The 19610-nt window shown below is 74.4% G+C and carries 15 protein-coding genes and 1 riboswitch; of the genes, 6 read left to right on the top strand and 9 right to left on the bottom strand.

From position 1 onward, the window contains the following. Positions 1 to 91: 91 nt before the first annotated feature. Positions 92 to 1627 (bottom strand): ATP-dependent DNA ligase, encoded by a 1536-nt coding sequence (locus AC07DU_RS14405; RefSeq protein WP_479111599.1) that lies wholly within the window; start codon positions 1625 to 1627, stop codon positions 92 to 94. Positions 1628 to 1757: 130 nt separating this feature from the next. On the opposite strand from AC07DU_RS14405, the gene AC07DU_RS14400 reads away from it, so the two are divergent. The 3 genes from AC07DU_RS14400 to AC07DU_RS14390 are packed head-to-tail and all read left to right on the top strand — an operon-like array spanning position 1758 to position 5927. Then, positions 1758 to 4481 (top strand): alpha/beta fold hydrolase, encoded by a 2724-nt coding sequence (locus tag AC07DU_RS14400; protein ID WP_479111597.1) that lies wholly within the window; start codon positions 1758 to 1760, stop codon positions 4479 to 4481. Then, positions 4478 to 5341: an ABC transporter permease gene (locus AC07DU_RS14395; protein ID WP_360905213.1), complete on the top strand. Its 864-nt coding sequence runs from the start codon at positions 4478 to 4480 to the stop codon at positions 5339 to 5341. Before AC07DU_RS14400 ends, AC07DU_RS14395 begins: the two co-directional genes overlap by 4 nt. 40 nt (positions 5342 to 5381) lie before the next feature. Then, positions 5382 to 5927, top strand: coding sequence for a GNAT family N-acetyltransferase (locus tag AC07DU_RS14390; RefSeq protein WP_479038305.1), 546 nt, complete (start codon positions 5382 to 5384; stop codon positions 5925 to 5927). A gap of 73 nt (positions 5928 to 6000) precedes the next feature. Here the strand turns inward: AC07DU_RS14390 and AC07DU_RS14385 are convergent, their stop codons facing one another. Both AC07DU_RS14385 and AC07DU_RS14380 read right to left on the bottom strand, forming a co-directional pair. Continuing rightward, positions 6001 to 7812, bottom strand: coding sequence for a glycoside hydrolase family 35 protein (locus AC07DU_RS14385; protein WP_479111595.1), 1812 nt, complete (start codon positions 7810 to 7812; stop codon positions 6001 to 6003). A 77-nt stretch (positions 7813 to 7889) separates the two neighbouring features. Then, positions 7890 to 8690, bottom strand: coding sequence for a sugar phosphate isomerase/epimerase family protein (locus tag AC07DU_RS14380; protein WP_479111593.1), 801 nt, complete (start codon positions 8688 to 8690; stop codon positions 7890 to 7892). Positions 8691 to 8766: 76 nt separating this feature from the next. Between AC07DU_RS14380 and AC07DU_RS14375 the strand changes: the two genes are divergently transcribed. Then, on the top strand, positions 8767 to 10416 hold the full coding sequence (locus AC07DU_RS14375; RefSeq protein ID WP_479111591.1) for a N,N-dimethylformamidase beta subunit family domain-containing protein: 1650 nt from the start codon (positions 8767 to 8769) through the stop codon (positions 10414 to 10416). Between the two features lie 35 nt (positions 10417 to 10451). Here the strand turns inward: AC07DU_RS14375 and AC07DU_RS14370 are convergent, their stop codons facing one another. The 3 genes from AC07DU_RS14370 to AC07DU_RS14360 are packed head-to-tail and all read right to left on the bottom strand — an operon-like array spanning position 10452 to position 13281. Continuing rightward, on the bottom strand, positions 10452 to 11234 hold the full coding sequence (locus AC07DU_RS14370) for an ABC transporter ATP-binding protein (protein ID WP_479111589.1): 783 nt from the start codon (positions 11232 to 11234) through the stop codon (positions 10452 to 10454). Continuing rightward, positions 11231 to 12289 (bottom strand): FecCD family ABC transporter permease, encoded by a 1059-nt coding sequence (locus AC07DU_RS14365; RefSeq protein WP_479111587.1) that lies wholly within the window; start codon positions 12287 to 12289, stop codon positions 11231 to 11233. The genes AC07DU_RS14370 and AC07DU_RS14365 overlap by 4 nt, the downstream gene beginning before the upstream one ends. Next, the gene (locus AC07DU_RS14360) at positions 12286 to 13281 is read right to left on the bottom strand and encodes an ABC transporter substrate-binding protein (protein WP_479111585.1); all 996 of its coding nucleotides are present in this window, start codon (positions 13279 to 13281) and stop codon (positions 12286 to 12288) included. The genes AC07DU_RS14365 and AC07DU_RS14360 overlap by 4 nt, the downstream gene beginning before the upstream one ends. Positions 13282 to 13327: 46 nt before the next feature. Next, positions 13328 to 13467, bottom strand: a riboswitch (cobalamin riboswitch). 108 nt (positions 13468 to 13575) lie between these two features. Between AC07DU_RS14360 and AC07DU_RS14355 the strand changes: the two genes are divergently transcribed. Then, complete coding sequence (locus AC07DU_RS14355) at positions 13576 to 14094, top strand: DUF4352 domain-containing protein (protein ID WP_479038324.1); 519 nt, start codon at positions 13576 to 13578, stop codon at positions 14092 to 14094. A 16-nt stretch (positions 14095 to 14110) separates the two neighbouring features. Here AC07DU_RS14355 and AC07DU_RS14350 read toward each other — a convergent pair whose 3' ends face one another. Genes AC07DU_RS14350 through AC07DU_RS14340 form a run of 3 tightly spaced genes read right to left on the bottom strand, consistent with a single transcriptional unit; the run spans position 14111 to position 17512 of the window. Continuing rightward, positions 14111 to 15745 (bottom strand): serine/threonine-protein kinase, encoded by a 1635-nt coding sequence (locus AC07DU_RS14350; RefSeq protein ID WP_479111583.1) that lies wholly within the window; start codon positions 15743 to 15745, stop codon positions 14111 to 14113. Positions 15746 to 15803: 58 nt separating this feature from the next. Next, positions 15804 to 16871: a PfkB family carbohydrate kinase gene (locus AC07DU_RS14345; RefSeq protein WP_479111581.1), complete on the bottom strand. Its 1068-nt coding sequence runs from the start codon at positions 16869 to 16871 to the stop codon at positions 15804 to 15806. Then, positions 16835 to 17512: a bifunctional 4-hydroxy-2-oxoglutarate aldolase/2-dehydro-3-deoxy-phosphogluconate aldolase gene (locus AC07DU_RS14340; protein ID WP_479038333.1), complete on the bottom strand. Its 678-nt coding sequence runs from the start codon at positions 17510 to 17512 to the stop codon at positions 16835 to 16837. The genes AC07DU_RS14345 and AC07DU_RS14340 overlap by 37 nt, the downstream gene beginning before the upstream one ends. 414 nt (positions 17513 to 17926) lie before the next feature. Between AC07DU_RS14340 and AC07DU_RS14335 the strand changes: the two genes are divergently transcribed. Further along, a complete protein-coding gene (locus AC07DU_RS14335; RefSeq protein WP_360905046.1) occupies positions 17927 to 19546 on the top strand; it encodes a sigma-70 family RNA polymerase sigma factor in 1620 nt (539 codons plus the stop codon). Positions 19547 to 19610 lie beyond the last annotated feature (64 nt).

Genomic DNA, 19610 nt, shown 5'->3' with positions numbered 1-19610 from the left:
ACGTGCACACAGTCCGCAAACAAGACACCGCGAAACCGAAAGCGAAGAAGTCCACGACTCCTCGCCCACGCCGCAAGGGTTAAAGATCAAGCTAGCCCTCGTTTCCGCCCCCGAGGACCGTCTCGACGGTGTCGGCCTCCTCCGCGCTCTTGTCCGGGCGGTGCCTGAGCACGCGTGCGAAGCGCAGGGCCACCCCGGCCGGGTAGCGCGGGGAGCGCTGGAGGCCGTCGTAGGCGATCTCCACCACCAGTTCGGGCCGCACGCGTACGGTGAAGCCGTCGTCCGAGGTGGCGAGCGCGCGCAGCGCCCCCGTCTGCCAGCGCAGCATCTCGTCGGTGAGTCCCTTGAAGGTCTTGCCGAGCATGGCGTACGTACCGTCCGCGGCCCGCGCCCCGAGGTGCAGGTTCGACAGCAGTCCGGTGCGCCGCCCGTGGCCCCATTCGGCGGCGAGGACCACCAGGTCCAAGGTGTGCACCGGCTTGACCTTCAGCCAGTGTTTGCCGCGCCGTCCGGCGGCGTAGGGCGAGTCGAGCCCCTTCACCATGACTCCCTCGTGGCCGCGGCGCAGGGTCTCGGCCCAGAACTCCTCGGCGAGGGCCGCCTGCGCCTGCGGGTCCTCCACCGCGAGGCGGCGGACCCGGGCGCTCTCGGGCACGAGCGCGGCGAGGGCCTCGTACCGCTCGCGGACCGGGCGGTCGAGGAGGACCGCGTCGCCCGAGGCCAGGATGTCGAAGAAGTAGGGGACGACCGGCAGCGTCCGCCGGGCGGTCTCGACGTCCAGCCGGGAGCCGACGCGGCTCGCGATCTCCTGGAAGGGGACGGGGCGGCCGTCCGCCGTCCGGCCGATGACCTCGCCGTCGAGGATGAACCGCTCCCCCGGCAGCGACCGGGCCAGTTCCGTCACTTCCGGCAGCCGCTGGGTGATCTCGTCCAGGGAGCGCGTGAAGACCCGTACGCCGTCGCCGTCGCGGTGGACCTGTACCCGGATCCCGTCGAGCTTCTCCTCCACCGCGCACGGCCCGACGGTGGCGAGGGCCTCGGCGACGGAGGAGGCGGTGGCCGCCAGCATCGGCTGCACGGGCTGCCCGACGCGCAGGGCGACGGAGCCCAGCGCCGCCGCCCCTTCGGCGAGCACCGCCGCCGCGACCCGCAGCAGCGAGCCGTCCAGCATCACCGCCCGGCGCAGCTGCGCGGCCGGGACTCCGGCCGCGGCGGCCACGCCCTCCAGGGCCACCGCGTCGAGCGCGCCCTGGCGCACCTCGCCGGACAGCAGGCGGCGCAGGAACGCCTGCTCGGGCTCGGTGGCCGCGCCCAGCAGGGCGTCGAGGACGCGGCGCCGCCGGGCCGCGGAGCCGGGGCCGGCCACGGCGGCGAGCTCGGTCACGGCCGCGTCGACCGCGCGGACGGTCAGGGTGGGTTCCCGGGCCGGTTCGGTCTCCTGGCCGAGGGCGCGCCAGCCGACGCCCGGGCGGCCCTGCGGGAGGCGTCCGGCGAGGTAGGAGACGACCAGGCCGGCCTCCTCGGGGGGCGCGGCGGCGAAGAGCTCCGCGAGCAGGGCGGTCTTGCGGGACCGGGCGGAAGTACCGGCGATCTCGCGGGACACGCGCACGACCTCGGCCAGCAGCATGGGGCCATCCTCCCGCCGACCCGCGCGCGGCGCAGGTCGGCGCTCGTACCGCGACCGCGGTACACACGGACGGCGGTGTACGCCTGCAGAAGGGCGGGACATGCCCCTCCGGGCGTCTAGGGTTCCCCGTATGAAGATCCGAATGCCCCGGCGCCGCCGAGACCGCCTCCTCGCGGGCGCCGCCGCGCTCGCCGTCGTCGCGGGAGCCGGTACGTGGACGGCCGCGGCCGTCGGCGGCGATGCACGGCCCGTGCACCGCGAGGACCGCGTGATCGACATGCCCGACGTCGGCATCGACACCTCGTACTTCACCGGCGGCGTCACCGGCGACGGGAAGAAACGACCCGCTGTGCTCCTCGGGCACGGCTTCGGCGGCAGCAAGACCGACGTCCGCGAGCAGGCCGAGGAGCTGGCCCGCGACGGATACGCCGTCCTGACGTGGTCGGCGCGCGGTTTCGGCGCCTCCGGCGGCCGGATCGGCCTGAACGACCCCGAACACGAGATCAAGGACGTCTCCCGGCTCATCGACTGGCTGGCGACCCGCCCCGAGGTGCAGCTCGACGCGGCCGGCGATCCGCGCGTCGGCGTGACCGGGGCCTCCTACGGTGGGGCGGCCGCGCTGCTCGCCGCCGGCCACGACCGGCGCGTGGACGCGATCGCCCCGCAGATCACCTACTGGAACCTCGCGGACTCCCTCTTCCCGAACGGCGTGTTCAAGAAGCTGTGGTCCGGCATCTTCTTCACCACCGGCTCCTCCGGCGGAATGGGGCAGCAGGCCCGGCCGGCCCCCCGGCAGGAGCCGCCCGCCGCCCCCGGCTGCGGGCGGTTCGAGCCCGAGCTCTGCGCGATGTACGAACGCGTCGCGGTGGCCGGGAAGCCCGACCCCGAGGCCGTCGCGCTGCTGGAACAGCGCAGTCCTTCGGCCATCGGCGGCAAGATCAAGGTCCCGGCCCTCATCGTGCAGGGCCAAGGCGACTCGCTCTTCCCGCTGGACCAGGCCGATGCGATGGCCAGGGCCATCGCGGCCAACGGCGCGCCCGTGTCCGTGGACTGGGCGGCCGGCGGCCACGACGGCGGCATGCGCGAGGCGGACCGGGTCGAGGCCCGGGTGACGGCCTGGTTCGACCGCCACCTCAAGGGCGACGGCGGCGCGGACACCGGCCCGGCGTTCCGGGTCTCGCGCTCCGGCGGCATCGACTCCACGGACGGCGAGGTGAAGCTGCGCGGCGCGAGCGGCGATGAGTACCCCGGGCTCACGGCGGGGCCGCGGGAGTTCGCCCTCGCGGGAGGGGAGCAGAGCTTCGCCAATCCGGCGGGCGGCGCGCCGCCCGCGCTGTCCTCGCTGCCCGGCGTCGGCGGGCAGCTCGCCGCGTTCGGAGCGGGCCTCTCGCTGGACTTCCCCGGGCAGAACGCCGGCTTCCAGTCGGCGCCGCTGGCCGAGGACCTACGGATCACCGGGACCCCGACCGTCACCCTGAACGTGAGGTCGACGGCTGCGGACGGTTCGGCCGTGCTGTTCGGCAAGGTGTACGACGTGGGGCCCGACGGGCAGCAGCAGGTGCTGCCCAACCAGCTCGTGGCCCCGGTGCGGGTGGAGAACGCGCAGCAGGGTGTGCGCGTGGAGCTGAGGCTGCCCGCGATCGACCACTCCGCCCCGGCCGGGCACTGGCTGCGGCTGGTGGTCGCCGCCACCGATCTCGGCTACGCGACCCCGGCCGCACCGGCCACCTACACCGTCGCGGTGGAGGGTCCCCTGGCCGTGCCCGTCGCGGCCGGGGTACGGACCGCCGCGGCGGGCCTGCCCGCCTGGACCTGGTGGCTGCCGCTGGGCGCGGTGGCGCTGGCCGCGGCGCTGCTCGGCGTCCGGCGGACCGGGCGGGGCGGCGCGGGGACCGGGGGCGCGCGGGCCGGCGTACCGCAGCCGCAGGCCGCGCTGTCGGACGTACCGCTGGAGATCACGGGGCTGACGAAGCGGTACGCGAAGGCGCAGGACCGCTACGCCGTGCGGGACTTGTCGTTCCGGGTGGAGAAGGGGCAGGTGCTCGGGCTGCTCGGGCCCAACGGAGCCGGCAAGACCACCACCCTGCGGATGCTGATGGGCCTGATCTCGCCGGACGCCGGGGAGATCAGGGTGTTCGGGCACGCGGTGCGCGCCGGAGCGCCGGTGCTGTCGCGGGTCGGGGCCTTCGTGGAGGGCGCGGGCTTCCTGCCGCACCTGACGGGCCGGGCGAACCTGGAGCTGTACTGGCAGGCCACCGGCCGCCCGGCCGAGGACTCGCACATGGCCGAGGCCCTGGAGATCGCCGGGCTCGGCGACGCGCTGGAGCGGGCGGTGCGCACGTACTCGCAGGGCATGCGCCAGCGGCTCGCGATCGCGCAGGCGATGCTCGGGATGCCGGACCTGCTGATCCTCGACGAGCCGACGAACGGTCTGGACCCGCCGCAGATCCGGGAGATGCGGGACGTGATGATCCGCTACGCGGCGGGCGGGCGGACGGTCATCGTCTCCAGCCACCTGCTGTCGGAGGTGGAACAGTCCTGTACGCACCTGGTGGTGATGGACCGCGGGCAGCGGGTGGCGGCGGGTGAGGTCGCCGAGATCACCGGTGGCGGGGACACCCTGCTGGTGACGCTGGCGGAGCCGGTGGACGGGGCGGGCCTGGAGAAGGTGACGGCGCTGGAGGGAGTGGCCTCGGTGGCGGCCACCGATGACGGGCTGCTCGTACGGCTGGAAGGGGCGACGGCCGCGTGGCTGATCGCCGAACTCGTACGGCTGGAGGTGCCGGTGACCGGAGTGGGGCCGCACCGGCGGCTGGAGGACGCGTTCCTCGCCCTGATCGGAGGTCCGGCATGACCGCGGTGCAAGAGGTGGCTCCGGGCTACCGGGCCGGCCGTACGCTTCCCCTGCGGGTGGAGGCCCTGCGGCAGTGGCGCCGGCGGCGGACGCTGGTGATGGGCGGGGTGCTGGCCGCGCTGCCCTTCGTCCTGGTGTTCGCGTTCGCCGTGGGGGGCGGTCCGGGCAGCCGCAGCGGCGGGAACGGCCGGATCACCCTCGTCGACTCGGCCACGGCCTCGGGCGCGAACTTCGCCGTGACCTGCCTGTTCGTTTCGGCCGGCTTCCTGCTGGTGGTGCCGGTGGCGCTGTTCTGCGGGGACACGGTGGCGTCGGAGGCCAGCTGGTCCTCGCTGCGCTACCTGCTGGCCTCGCCGGTGCCGCGGGCGCGGCTGCTGTGGAGCAAGCTGGTGGTGGCGCTGGGCTTCAGTCTGGCGGCGATGGTGCTGCTGCCGGTGGTGGCGCTGGCGGTGGGCACGGCCGCGTACGGATGGGGGCCGCTGAAGCTTCCGACGGGCGGGGTGCTGGCGACCGCGGACATCGTGCCGCGCCTGGCGCTGGCGGTGGCCTTCGTCTTCGTGTCGCAGCTGGTGACGGCGGGCCTCGCCTTCTGGCTGTCCACGCGGACGGACGCGCCGCTGGGGGCGGTGGGAGGGGCGGTCGGGCTGACGATCGTCGGCAACGTGCTGGACGCGGTGACGGCGCTCGGCTCCTGGCGGGAGTTCCTGCCGGCGCACTGGCAGTTCGCGTGGGCGGACGCGTTGCAGCCGCAGCTGGAGTGGGGCGGGATGGTCAAGGGGGTGGTGGTGTCGGTGTCATACGCGCTGGTCCTGTTCGCCCTGGCGTTCAGGGGGTTCTCCCGTAAGGACATCGTGTCGTAAATCGATGGGGGGCGTCCTCCTTAGTCCCTAGAGTGCGGGCGTGGAGATCACCTACCGGCGTTTCGTCCCCTCCGAGGCCGATGACCTCGTCGACTTCCTGACCGGAGACAGTTGGCCGTTCCACGGCGCGGCCGTCGTCGAACCGGATCAGGCGCGGCGGTGGGTTGCGGACGGCCGCTACTGCGGCGAGGGGAACAGGGCGTTCTGGATCACCAGGGGTGACGACGCGCTGGGACTGATCCGCCTGATGGACCTGGGTGACGACACACCGGTGTTCGACCTGCGGATCGGTTCCCCGTACCGGGGTCTGGGCGTCGGCTCCCGGGCCCTGAACTGGCTGACGGGGTACCTGTTCACCGAGTTCCCTCTGATCCGGCGTATCGAGGGCACCACACGCCAGGACAACGTGGCGATGCGCCGCACCTTTCGGCGGTGCGGGTACGTCAAAGAGGCGCACTACCGGGACGGATGGCCGGCGGCCGGCGGAGCGGTGCACGACGCGGTCGGATACGCGATCCTGCGCCGGGACTGGCTCACCGGTACGGCGACGGCCCCCGACTGGAACGACGAGGACGCGTGGGCCTGAGCAGCGGCGCTGCGCCCCGGACGCGCGCGGCCGGGAACGGCACCTGCTCGGCGGAGGTGCTCCCAGCCGGGCCTCAGTCCGGGTTCACGACCGCGGTGCGGCCGAGGTCGGGCCGGTCGCGCAGTGGGAGTTCGGTGCCGGGGTGCTCCAGTTCGAGGACGATGATCTCGTTCTCGCCGTCCTGCCACAGGGGTCCGGGGGCGTAGAGGGTGCGCTGGGGGCCGCGCGGGGTGTCGTAGTGGCCGAGGAGGAAGCCGTTCAGCCAGATCAGGCCGGTCCCCCAGCCCGAGACGTCGAGGAAGGCGTCGGCCGGGCCCTGCCCGGGCGCGTGGGTGAAGCGGTGGAAGGCGGGCTTTCCGGTCGGCGGGGCTGGGGCGGGCCCGGTGTCCTCGCCGGCCCCGGACCAGTCGAGCCCGCTCAGGTCCGTGAGCGGCAGCGGCCGGATCTCCCACTCGAACAGATGCTGGTGGCCGTGGCGTACGCCGCGCCAGATGCCCTTGCGGTCGTCGAGGAGCGGTCCGTAGTTGACCCGTCCCTGAGCCCGGACGAGTACGTCGAGGACCACGCCCGTCCCGCCGACCGCCAGGTCGATCCCCGTGTCGGGGGCGTTGCGGTCCAAGGCGCCGAGCGGCTCTCCGTCGGCGAAGAGGTACGCGCGGTCGCCGAGGCCGTCGATCCTGACGGGCACGGCCGGCCGCGGGCCGGTGATGGTGGTGCGGTAGTGGATCAGGCCGTGGCTCTGTCCGAGCCGCTCCATGGACTCCGGGGCCGCGCGCAGCAGGGGCGGGCCGCCGAGCAGGTCGAGGGCGTCCAGCAGCGCGCTGGTGCCCGCGGGAGTGGCGAGGGCGGGGGTGATCCGGGGCGGCGGCTCGGGGAGCGGCCCGTCGGGCAGGGGCACGTACCGGCCGATGACCTCGCGCAACGCGTGGAACTTAGGGGTGAGTTCACCGGCCTCGCCGATGGGCGCGTCGTAGTCGTAGCTGGTGACGGTGGGCTGGTAGCCGGGGTCCCCCGGGTGGGAGCCGGTGTGGTTGGCGCCGGCCCAGAAGCCGAAGTTGGTGCCGCCGTGGGCCATGTAGAGGTTGACGGAGGCGCCGGTGGCGAGGAGTTCGTCGAGCGCCTCGGCCGTGTCCTGCGCGACGCGGACGTGGTGCTCCTCGCCCCAGTGGTCGAACCAGCCGATCCAGAACTCCATCGCGGTGAGGGGGCCGGTCCGCTCGTAGCGGCGCAGGGCGGCGAGGCGTTCGGCGGGCCGGGCACCGAAGGTGGCGGTGGCGAGCCGGCCGGGGACCCTGCCGCCCTGGAGCATGGCGTCCTCGGGACCGTCGGCGGTGAACAGCAGGCAGTCCACGCCCCGTTCGACGAGGGCCCGCTCCAAGTGGGCGCGGTAGCGGGTGTCGTTGCCGTACGAGCCGTACTCGTTCTCGATCTGCACGGCGACCACGGGCCCGCCCCGGCTCGCGAGCAGCGGCAGCAGTTCGGGGACGACCAGGTCGTACCAGCCGTCCACCTCGGCCTCGAAGCGCGGGTCGGAGCACCGCAGGTGGAGCCCGTCGACGGCGAGGAGGCGGGCGGGCAGGCCGCCGAAGTCCCATTCGGCGCAGATGTAGGGGCCGGGGCGCACGATGGCGTCGAGGCCGAGGTGCTGGGCGGTGCGCAGGAAGCGGCGGAGGTCGCGCCAGCCGGTGAAGTCGGCCTTGCCGGGGGAGGTCTCGTGGAAGTTCCAGGGGACGTAGGTGTCCACGGTGTTCGCGCCGAGGGCGCGCAGGCGCCGCAGCCGGTCCTCCCAGAGGTCGGGGTGGACCCGGAAGTAGTGCAGGGCCCCGGAGACGATGCGGTGGGGGCGTCCTGCCCGCCGGAATCCGTCCTGGTCCTGCGTGAGCATGCGCGGACTCCCGGGAGACGTCGAGCTGCCGTGGTGTGCGGGACGCCGCCGAATATATGAACGTGCCGTCCGCGCCGTCAATGACCGGTCATCGCCGGTCGAGCCGGCAGGCTCTCCAAGTACGCCCGGCCTGCGGCGAGTTGCCCCGGCAGTTCGGCGGCGTCCGGGTACCAGCGCTTCTCGTACTCCCAGCAGAGCCAGCCGTCGGGCGCCGCCGTGGCCACCGCCTCGGCCAGGGGCAGCGCTCCGGCGCCGAGCTGGACAGGGGTGAGGTCGTGCGCGGACCGCACGTCCTTGACCTGTACGTAGCCCAGGTGCGCGGCCAGGGCGCGTCGGGAAGCGGCGGGGGGCTCACCGCCCAGCCAGGTGTGCAGCACGTCCCACAGCGCGCCGACGGACGGATGCGCGACCGCGTCGAGCACCCGGGCGGTCGCGGCCGCCGTGCGGTGGGAGTCGTGGGTCTCCAGCAGGATCCGCACGCCGTGGCGCTCGGCGAAGGGTGCGGCGGCCAGCAGCCGGCGCACGGCATTGCCGTCGGCGGCCTCCTGCGGCAGGTCCCCGCCGCCCGGGAAGACCCGTACGCAGGGGGCCTGGAGATCGGCGGCGAGCCGGACCAGCGCGCGCAGTTCGGCGAGGACCGGTTCGTCGGCGCCGGGAGCCGCCACCCTCGCGTAGCCCGCGACCGCGAGGACGGCGACGCCCGCGGCGGTGAGGGTCCGCAGTGCGGCGGCGCGTGCGCCGGCCGGGCTGCCGGGGTGCAGGGGTTCCTCGGGGTGGGCCCGCAGCTCGATGCCCTCGAACCCGTGGGACGCCGCGAGGGCGGCGGCGCGGTCGAGCGGCGCGCCCGGCAGGCCGAGCGTGGAGAAGGCGTATCTCACGGGCGGCTCCCACAGTCCCCATCATCATGCCAGGGCGGTGACAGTCATGGCCCAAGCGTGACATAGCGTGCCCTGCATGGATCAGGAGCACATGGCCGGGGCGGCCGGGGGCGACGAGGGCCCGGGCACGGGCGCGGCCAGGCGGCGCTTCCTCGCCCTCGCGACGGGGGCGGCCACGGCTGCCGGAATCGGAGCCGTGGCCGGCTGCGCGGGCGGGGACGGCGGCGCGGACGGGCAGGGCGGGAAGGGCGGGGAGCGGGCCGACGGGTCCGCGAAGCCCGGCGGCGAGCCCTCGGCGGCGGCCGGCCACGGCTTCGACGTCACGGCCGAGAACGCGCGCCCCGGCCATGGCGACTGGCCGGTGACCAAGGCCGGTCCGGCGCGCGCCATCGAGGGCTTCGCGGACAAGGTCAGCGTCCTTCCGGGCGAGTCCTTCGGGCTGCACGTGTCGACCACCGCCCCGCGGTTCACCGTCTCCGCCTACCGGATGGGCTGGTACGGCGGCGCCCGGGCCCGGCTGGTGTGGCGTTCCGAGGCGCTGCCCGGGGCCCGCCAGCCGGAGCACACGGTGGACCCCGCCACCCGGACGGTGCGCACGCGGTGGACCCGTACCACCACGGTCGAGACCAAGGACTGGCCGGAGGGCTGCTACCTGCTGCGGCTCGACGCGCAGGGCGGCGAGGGCCAGCGCTTCGTGCCCGTCACCGTCCGGTCGGCCGCCACGGCCGGACGTACCGTCGTGGTCAACGCGGTGGCCACCTGGCAGGCCTACAACCGGTGGGGAGGCTACGGCAGCTACGACGGCCCCAGCGGCGGCTACGCCTCGCGCTCCCTGTCCGTGAGCTTCGACCGGCCCTACGAGTACGACGACGGCGCGGGCCTGTTCCTGACGTACGAGGCCCCGCTGCTCGCCCTCGCCGAGCGGCTCGGCATACCCCTGGCCTACGCGACCACCACCGACGTGGCCCGGGAGAAGCGGCTGCTGGAGGGGGCGGCGGCCGTGCTCTCGCTCGGCCACGACGAGTACTGGTCGCCGGAGCAGCGGGCCCACGTCACGGCCGCGCGCGACGCCGGGACCAACCTCGCGATCCTCGGCGCGAACTGCTGCTACCGGCGGATCCGGCTGGAGCCCTCCGACCTGGGGCCGGACCGCACGCTGGTCTGCTACAAGTCCTCCTACGCGCAGGATCCGGGGTTCAAGCGGGGCCATCCGGCGACCGTGGACTTCCGATCGGCGCCCGGTGCGGACCCGGAGAGCTCGCTGCTCGGCGTGATCTACGACGGCTATCCGGTGGACGCCCCCTACGTGGTGACCCACCCGGGCCACTGGCTGTTCGAAGGCACCGGCGCGCGGGCCGGCGACCGCTTCGCGCACCTGGTCGGGGTGGAGTACGACAAGGTCGACACCGGTTTTCCGACACCCCGGCCGATCGAGATCCTGGCCCACTCCCCCGTGGTGTGCGAGGGCCGTCCCAGCCACCAGGACACGGCGTACTACACGGCGCCGAGCGGGGCTGGGGTGTTCGCGACCGGCACGATGCGGTGGGTGGAGGCCCTGGACGCCACCGGCGACGGCGCCGGCGGCGCCCACCACGGGATGGACGCACGGGCCGGGGCCCTGACCACGCGGGTGACGGAGAACCTGCTGCGGGTGTTCGCGGCGGGACCGGCGGGCCGGACCCACCCGGCGCAGGACAACGTCCGCGCCGTGTACGGGAGTTCGTGAGGCCCCGGGGTGGAGCTGATCACCCGCCCGTGCCGCTACCCGTAGACGATGTTCGGCGCGCCCGTGTCCGGGTGGACCCCGATGCGGGTGCGCACCCCGTACACCTCGGCCAGCAGGTCCTCCGTGAGGACCTCCCGGGGCGGTCCCGAGGCGGCGACCCGGCCGCCCGTCAGGACGTACAGCCTGTCGCAGAAGGCGGCGGCGAGGTTGAGGTCGTGCAGGACGAGCAGGCTGGTGGCGGGCAGGGCGCGGACCAGGCCCAGGAGCTCCAGCTGGTAGCGGATGTCCAGGTGGTTGGTCGGTTCGTCCAGGGCGAGCAGGCCGGGGTCCTGGACGAGGGCGCGGGCCACCAGGGCGCGTTGGCGCTCGCCGCCGGAGAGCTCGTCGAAGCGGCGGGCGGCGAAGGGGGCCGCGCCCACGGTCTCCAGTGCCGCGGCGACGCGGCGTACGTCGTCGGGGCCGTCCTGCATCCAGAACCGTTTGTGCGGGCTGCGCCCCATGGCGACGACCTCGCGGACGGTCAGCCCGAAGGTGCCGCCGGCGTCCTGCGGTACGACCGCCACGCGCCGCGCCCGCTCCTTGACCGTGAGCGCGGCCGCGTCGGCGCCGTCCAGCAGGATCCGGCCGGCGGTGGGCCGCAGGATGCCGTAGACGCAGCGCAGCAGGGTGGTCTTGCCGCTGCCGTTGGGGCCGACCACGCCCACCGTCTCGCCGGGCCGGGCGGTGAGGTCGACGCCGTGCAGCAGGGTGTGCCCGTCGATCTCGTACCGCACGGCCCGCACGGCGAGTTCCACCGGTCTCGCTGATGTCCCGGTCATCCGGTGACCCCCTCGGTCCGGCTGGAGCGGCGCAGCATCCACAGGAAGAACGGCCCGCCGACGAGCGCGGTGACCACGCCGACCGGAATCTCCTCGGGGGCGGCGGCCGTACGGGCGAGCAGGTCGGCCAGGAGCAGGAACACGGCCCCGACCAGCGCGGCCACCGGCAGGAGCGCCCGGTGTCCGGCGCCGACGACCATCCGCGCGGCGTGCGGGACCATCAGCCCGACGAACCCGATCGCGCCGCTGTAGGCGACGAGCACGCCGATGACCAGGGAAGTGAGCACGAAGACGGCGGCGCGGAACCGTCCGGTGTCCAGGCCCAGGGTGTGCGCGCCCTCCTCCCCGGCGAGGAGCAGGTCGAGCGGCCGGGCGAGGGCGACGAGCAGTACGGTGCCGACGAGCAGGGCCGTGGCGGGCAGCGCCAGTTCGTCCCAGCGGGCCCCTCCGAGGCCGCCGAGGGTCCAGAAGAGGACGGAGCGGATCTGGTCGGGGTGCGCGGCGAGCACCAGGACGAGGCTGGTGAGGGCGGACAGGACGTACTGGACGGCGACTCCGGCCAGGATCAGCCGGCCGGTGGTGAAGGTCGCGCCTCGGCGGGCCATCGCGTAGACGGCGACGAGCGCGCCCATCGAACCGGCGAAGGCGGCGAGCGGCACGCCCACCCCGCCGGCGAATCCGGCGGACGCAGCCCCCGCCCCGGCTCCTGCTCCGGCGCCGAAGACGATCACGAGGACGGCTCCCGCCGAGGCGCCGGAGGAGGCGCCGAGCAGGAAGGGGTCCGCGAGCTGGTTGCGTACGAGCGCCTGCAGCACGGTGCCCGACACCGCGAGCCCCGCCCCGACCACGGCCCCCAGGAGCACGCGCGGCATCCGGACGTCCCACACGATGGAGGCGAAGGCTCCGGTGCGCCGCTCGCCGGACAGAGCGCCGAGGACGATGTCGCACACCCGGCCCGGGGCGATCCGTACGGGCCCCAGCGCCAGACCCGCGACGGCGGACGCGGCGAGCGCGCAGACGAGTACGAGGAGGACCGTGGCGGTACGGAGCCTCACGGGGCATCGGGGTGGAGCTGGCGGCCCAGGGACTCGACGGCGTCGGCGACGCGCACGCCCAGGACGGCGGAGGAGAGCGGCAGGACGACGAACCGCCGGTTCTTGACGGCGGGAACCCCGGCGAGGGCCGGGTCGTTCAACAGGCGCTGCTTCTTGGCTTCGACGGTGGTGCCGCCGTAGTCGTAGATGAGGACGACCTCGGGTGCCCGCTCGATGACCTTCTCCCACGACACGTCACCGAAGGTGTCGTCGAGGTCCGCGAAGACGTTCGTGCCGCCCGCGAGGGAGACGATCTCATTGCCGATGCCGTTGCCCCCCGAGGTGGAGGCGGAGGTCTCGCCCGAGTCGTAGACGAAGACGGACGGCCGGGGCGCGTCCTTGACCCGGGCGGTCACGGCGTCGATGCGGCGCTGCCCGTCCTCGACGAGCCGGGCACCGCGCTCGGGCACGCCGAAGGTGCGGGCGACCTCGGTGATCTCGGTCTTGAGCTGGTCGAAGCCGACCCGCCCCGCGGAGCAGTACTCCACGTTCAGCCGGGAGTTGATGCCCGCCTTCGCGAGCGCCTCGCGGTCGCGGCCCTGCGCCTTGTCGAAGGCGCTGGCGTATCCGCCGTACACGAAGTCGGGGTCGGCGCCGAACAGGACCTCCTTGGAGGGGTATTCCCTGGCCAGCACCTTGATCTTGTCGTAGGCGGGCCGGTAGAGCGGCAGCACGGCGTCGTCGAGATAGGCGGAGCCGACGATCCGCTCGCCCAGCCCGAGGGCGAGCAGCAGCTCGGTGGAGTGCTGGTTCATGGTGACGGCGCGCTGGGGCGGGGCCTGATAAGTGCTGCTCACGCCGCAGTTGGTGAGGGTGTACGGGAAACCGGGCGCGGCGGCGGACTCCGCGGCGGCCCCGTGCTCCCGCACGTCCGGGGAACTGCCGCACGCGGCCAGGGGTATGAGGAGTACGACGGGAACGAAGGCGCGGCAAAGGGCGCGGGTGCGCGACATGGCGAAAGCCTCTCCGGGGGATCCGCGTCCCCTGGTCGACGTGAAGAACGAGCAGAGGCGGTGCGTCAGTGTCTGACTCCCGGATCTCCCGCGGGGGGACGTCCGGTCACAGTGGCGGGACCGCACCGGAATCGCACCGGTTTCCTGTCCTGCACCGCCTGGGTAACGCGCCCCAGTCTGCCAGAACGCCGAGACGGTGCGGGCGGCGGCAAGGGAGTCCGCGGATGCGCGGGTGGCGGGAGCCGGGGTCACGGAGGATCGTGGGCAGGGTAGCCGTGGATCGGGAGGTCCGCCATGCGCCGCAGCCGAGCACCGGGCCGCTCGCGGAGCGCCTTCGCGGCGGTCGCGCTGCTGGCCCCCGCCCTCCTGGTCCCCGCGCTGCTGGCCGCGGCCCCCGGCGGATCCGGGGAGACGGTCTCCCTCACGGGCGACGGGCCCGGACAGCGCCTCGACGTCACGCTCACGCAGGTGGTCGACCCGGCTGCCCCCGCGCGCTCCTCCACCCCCGAGCCCGACGGTTCCGACCGGCTCGTCGCCGTGCGGTTCCACCTGGAGAACACCGGGACGGCCGACTACGAGGACTCCCCCGCGGCCTCCGCGCATCTGCTCGACGCCACCGGGCAGCGGTTCACCGGGCTCAACCTCCCCACGACCGCCGGGCCGCACTTCCCCGACACCCTCACGCTCCGGCCGGGCGGCGCGGCGGAAGGCTTCGTGACCTTCCGGCTGCCGAAGGACGCCGGCCCGGCCGCGGTCCAGTTCGCCCTGAACGGCGGCTTCGCGGACGACGTGGGCCAGTGGAGCCTGCCCTGAGGGCGGACCGCGGCCGTCAGGACGCGCGCCAGACCGTCATGTCCGCGGTCACCCACTGGGGCCAGTTCTTCAACTGCACCAGCGACTTGTTCTGGATCACGAACAGCGCGATGTCGCCCGACGGGTGCTTGATGCAGAACGCGCTGCCGTTCGTCGCCCCGGCCAGCCCGAACTCGCGCGTGTCGACGTCCGTGAGGGCGGCCCGGCACACCTCCAGGGAGCCGTGCTGATCGGGGAACAGCATGGTGATCACGCTGGAGTCGCTCTCCAGATCGCAGCCGGTCCTCTCGCAGTTCAGCCGGATGTCCCCCGAGCGGTCCTGGCGCTGAGCCTGTTCCTTGACGCCGACCGAGTTCTGGGCGTCCAGGCGCACCCCGGCGTACGGGACGGGCGCGGGCGGCTTCGACTCCTCGGGCGGGCCCGACGCCGCTCCGGCGGCTCCGGCCGTCCCGCCGCCGGTAGCTGACGCCGCCGAACCCGATGCCGTCCCCGCGGCCGGTCCCGACGCCGATCCCGAGGGAGTCTTGTGCGCCGCCGGGGACCCGTTCCGGGCGCGCAGCAGCCTGCCCATGTCGTCCATGTAGGCCCAGGTCAAACCGGTCAGTACCAGGGCCGACGTCGCCACCGCCGCAGCGGTGATCAGCGCGGCGCGCCGCCTGCGGGCCCGCCGTTCCCCCGGTGCGGCCGGGGTCGGTGCGGGCCGCCACCGCCGGAGCAGCGGCGTCGTGTGCACCGAGGTGGGATCCGGAACCGGAGCCGGGACCTCCACCTCCGGCCCCATCAACTCGCGCCAGACGGCCGGGCCGCCGCCCGCGTCGGCGTCCGCCCCGAGCCGCTGCCGGCACCACGCCACGATCTCCGCCGGGGTGGCCCGGTCCTTCGGATCGGCGGCCAGGCACCGGGCGATCACGGGACGCAGCTGGTCCGGGAGGCGGGACAGGTCGGGCTGGGAGTGCACGATCCGGAACATGACGCTCAGCTGGGGGCCGCCTCCGTACAGCGCCTCGCCCGTCGCCGCGAACGCCGCCGTCTGGCCCAGCGTGAAGACGTCGGTGGCCGCCGTGACCTCGCCCGACGACGCCTGTTCGGGCGCCATGTACTGCGGCGTCCCGATGGCGTTGCCCGTCCCGGTGGCCGCGGTGACGCCGGACGCGAGCGAGATCCCGAAGTCGATGACCCGCGGACCGTCCGCGGCCAGGAGCACGTTCGACGGCTTCAGGTCCCGGTGCACGATGCCCGCGCCGTGGATGGCCTGGAGCGCCTCGGCCACCCCCGCCATCAGCCACAGCACGGCGGCAACCGGCAGCGGTCCCCGGCGGGCGACGGCCTCGGACAGCGAGGGGCCGGGCACGTACAGGGTGGCCAGCCACGGCGGGGTGCCGTCCGCCTCGGCGTCGATCAGCTCGGCGGTGTACGCCCCCTTGACCCGGCGGGCCGCCTCCACCTCCCGGCGGAACCGCCGTCGGAACGCCGGGTCCTCGGCCAGCTCCGGGCGCACGACCTTGATCGCCACAGGGCGGCCGCCCCGGGTGTGCGACAGGTAGACCCGGCCCATGCCACCGGCGCCGAGCCGAGCCGCGAGGCGATATCCGGCCACGGTCGGCGGGTCCTCCGCCAGCAGAGGCTGGAACACCTCGGTCGCGCTGTTCATCGGTCTCCCCCCGATTCCCTGATCAACCGATGAGTTGATCCACATCCACCGCCTCACCCTAAGCGTCGGGCGGCGACGGGAATCCGGCGGGGAGCCGACTTCCGCAGGCCCCGGGAGGCCGCTCCCCTGAGCGCCCTGCGAGCGTGGTCCGGGCGGCCAGGGCGGCCGTCTGCGTGAAGTCGGGGACGTGGCCGGTGCCGCCGCGCCCCGAGATCGAGAGGCAGGCGGCGGCCGTCCCGTAGGCGACGGCGTCCGCGAGGGTGTCGCCGAGGGCGAGGCGGGCGGTGGCGGTACCGGTGAGGCAGTCGCCCGCGCCGGTCGCGTCGACCGGCGCCGGGTTCACGGGGACGGGGTGGAAGGCCTGCCGCGAGCCGTCGTCGAGCAGGAGCCGGCCGGCGCCCGCGGTGACCACGACCGTACGGGCGCCCAGGGCGCGCAGGCGGGCCGCGGCGGTGCGCGGGTCGTCGGTGTCCACCAGGGCCCGGGCGTCGGCCGGGCAGGAGGTCTTGAGCAGCCCGGTCAGCGGGGCGATGCGCGCCAGCAGGTCCCGGGCCTCGGGTCGGCCGGTCAGCCGGGGGCGGAAGTTGGGGTCGTACGTGAGGTACCCGCCCGCCCCGTGCACGAGGTGCGCGGCGGCCAGTACGGCATCGCGGCTGCTCGGCGACAGGGCGCCGGTGACGCCGCTGGTGATCAGGGCCCGGCACCGGGTCAGCAGCGGGCGCCAGGACTCGATGTGCCGGGGCGCGAGGGTGGAACCGGCGCTGCGGGCGCGCCAGTAGACGAACTCGCGCTCGCCGTCGGTGTCGGCGCAGAGCAGGTAGGCGCCGTTGGGGTGCGGGGCCCGGCGGACGTGGGAGACGTCCACGCCGAGCTCGGCGGCCCGCCGCAGCAGCGGAACGCTCAGCTCGTCGTCACCCACGACGGTGAGCAGGGCGGTCCGCGCCCCGGCCGCGGCCGCGGCGGCCGCCGCGTTGAGGGCGTCCCCGGAGTACGAGATACGGGCCGGGGTGCCGGCGGCGGCCGCGCTCAGGGCGGCGTCCGCGTGGATCTCGACGAGGACCTCGCCGAGCACGAGGACGTCGTAGGCGGTCACCGCGGGGACCTCGCGCAGCAGCCGTCGCAGCACAGTCCAGCCCGTCCGGCCGGTCCGAGCGGCCCCACCGGTTCCGCCAGTGCGGCGAACAAGGCGGCCAACTCCCCGGGCTGACCGGGCAGTCCACTCCCTATGCCGACGGCGGTCGCACCGGCGGCGAGCCACCCGGGGACCTCGGCGGGCCGGATCCCGCCGGTCGGGATGAGCACCGCCTCGGGCAGGACGGCCCTGAGGGAGCGGATGAAGCCGGGACCGCCCACGTGGGCCGGGAAGACCTTGGCTCCGCCGGCCGCCCGTACGGCGGAGGCGATCTCGCCGGGGGTGAAGCCGCCCTCGATGAAGACGGCTTCGCGGCGCTCGGCGACCTCGCGGACCTCGGGGGCGGGATACGGGGAGATCAGGAACGCGGCGCCCGCGTCCAGGGCGGTCTCGGCCTGCGCGCTGGTGGTGACCGTGCCGACGCCGACGACCGCGCGGCGGCCGTGCGCGTCGCGCAGCGGGAGCGTACGGGCGAGGGCGTCGGCCCAGCCCGGCGTGGAGGTGGTCAGTTCCACCGCCCGGCAGCCCGCGGCGAGCAGGGCGGTGGTATGGCGGACGGCCTCGTCGGCGTCGGGGTGACGGAGCACGGGCAGGAGGCGCTGGGCGGCCATCACGTCGTACGGGTGGCAGGACAAAGAACCCTCCCGTGGTTCCACGTAGTGGAACGGGTATCGCCATGCGGAACGATGTGGTCTAGACCCTACACAGGCCGGGAGTTCGCGTGTCAACACAGCTGCCAGCCCTGGTATCGACGGACGAGGCGGCCGCGGCCCGCGGCTGCGCGGGCTCTGCGCGCTGGTCACCGCCGGGGAACCGGCGAGCATCGGCCAGGTCCTCGGCGAACTCCGGCAGACCACCGGCCAGACGGTCCATCTCGCCCTGGCACACAACGGAGACCATCACCTACATGGACGTCCGCCCGGTCGGCGGAGTCAGCTTGCGAAAAAGTCCTGCGAAAACTATTTCCTGATAAGTGTTATCGGGGCACCCGTCGACGGTCTCCCAGGTATCGGGCATCATCGACCGCCGATACGGACAGGGAACATCACATGAGCACTCAGCACACGGCAGCGCTGGTGGCAGCGGCCCGCGCGGGCGACCCCCGCGCGCAGGACGAGCTGGTCAGCACCCATCTCCCGCTCGTCTACAACATCGTCGGGCGCGCCCTGGGCGGCTCCTGCGACGTGGACGACGTGGTGCAGGACACGATGCTGCGGGCGCTCGACGGGCTGGGGAGCCTGCGGACGGACGAGAGCTTCCGGTCGTGGCTGGTGGCCATCGCGATGAACCGGGTACGGGCGCACTGGCAGGCCCGCCAGAGCGGTTTCGGCGAGAGCACGCTGGAGGCGGCCGGGGACGTCGCCGACCCGGGCGCCGACTTCGTCGACCTGACCGTCGTACGGCTCCAGCTCGCGGGACAGCGGCGCGAGACGGCCCGCGCGACCCGCTGGCTGGAGCCGGAGGACCGGGCGTTGCTGTCGCTGTGGTGGCTGGAATGCGCCGGGGAGCTGACCCGGGCCGAGGTGGCGACCGCACTGGAGCTGTCTCCCCAGCACACGGCGGTGCGGGTGCAGCGGATGAAGGCGCAGCTGGAGTCGGCACGGGTGGTGGAGCGCGCCCTGGACACCCAGCCGGGCTGCGAGGAGCTGCGGGGCGTACTGGCGGGCTGGGACGGGCAGCCGTCCGCGCTGTGGCGCAAGCGAATAGCCCGGCACGCGCGCGAATGCATACGGTGCTCCGGTCTGTGGAGCGGACTGGTTCCGGCGGAGGGACTGCTGGCCGGTCTGGCCCTGGTACCGGTCTCGGCGGCGCTGCTGGCCGGCGTACGGTCCGCCGTGGCGGTCGGTTTCACCCCCGCGGGCGCGGCCGTCGCCGCCGGCTCGGAGGGCGACTTCGCCGACGCGGCGACCCAGCTCACCCCGGTCGGGCAGGTGGGTGGTGGCCGGGGCGCCCTGCGCAAGCGCCGGCGCGGCCGCCGCCGGGTGGTCGGCGGCGCGGTGCTCGCCGCCTGTGTCGCGAGCGGCGGGCTGGTGTACCTGGGCGCCCTGCCCGGCTCGGGTGACACGAAGGAGGAAGGGGCCGCGTCCGCCGCCCCGCTGGCCGCGCTCTCGGCGACCGAGTCCACGGCCGCGCTCCCCTCGGAGTCGGCCTCCCCCTCGGCGTCCGCCTCGCCCTCCCCGTCGGCGTCACCGTCGCCGTCCGCCTCGGCCAGCCCCAGCCCGAGCCCGTCGAAGGCCAGCGCCTCCCCGACCCCGCGGGCCTCCACTCCCCCGCCGGCGCCGGCCCCGCAGGGAGTCGCCGGCCAGGTCGTGGCCCTGGTCAACACCGAGCGGGCGGCCGCGGGCTGCGGCCCGCTCAAGGAAGACCCGCAGTTGCGTGCGGCCGCTCAGGGGCATTCCGACGACATGGCGGCCCGGGACTTCTTCTCGCACACCAACCCCGACGGCGCGGACCCCGGTCAGCGGACGACCGCCGCCGGGTACCGCTGGTCGACGTACGGGGAGAACATCGCGATGGGGCAGCAGACCGCCAAGGCGGTCATGGACTCATGGATGAAGAGCCCGGGCCATCGCGCGAACATCCTCAACTGCTCCTTCAAGGACATCGGCGTGGGCATCCACACGGGCTCGGGCGGCCCCTGGTGGACGCAGAACTTCGGCGCCCGCTGACCGAAGGCGCCGGGCCGTGACCCATCCCCGTCCACGAGGCACCCTGAGGCCGTCCGGATCTTGC

Source organism: Streptomyces sp. NPDC045695, from assembly GCF_056432025.1.
The sequence above is the reverse complement of the archived record's forward strand: the minus strand, read 5'-3'. Positions and strand labels throughout refer to the sequence as shown.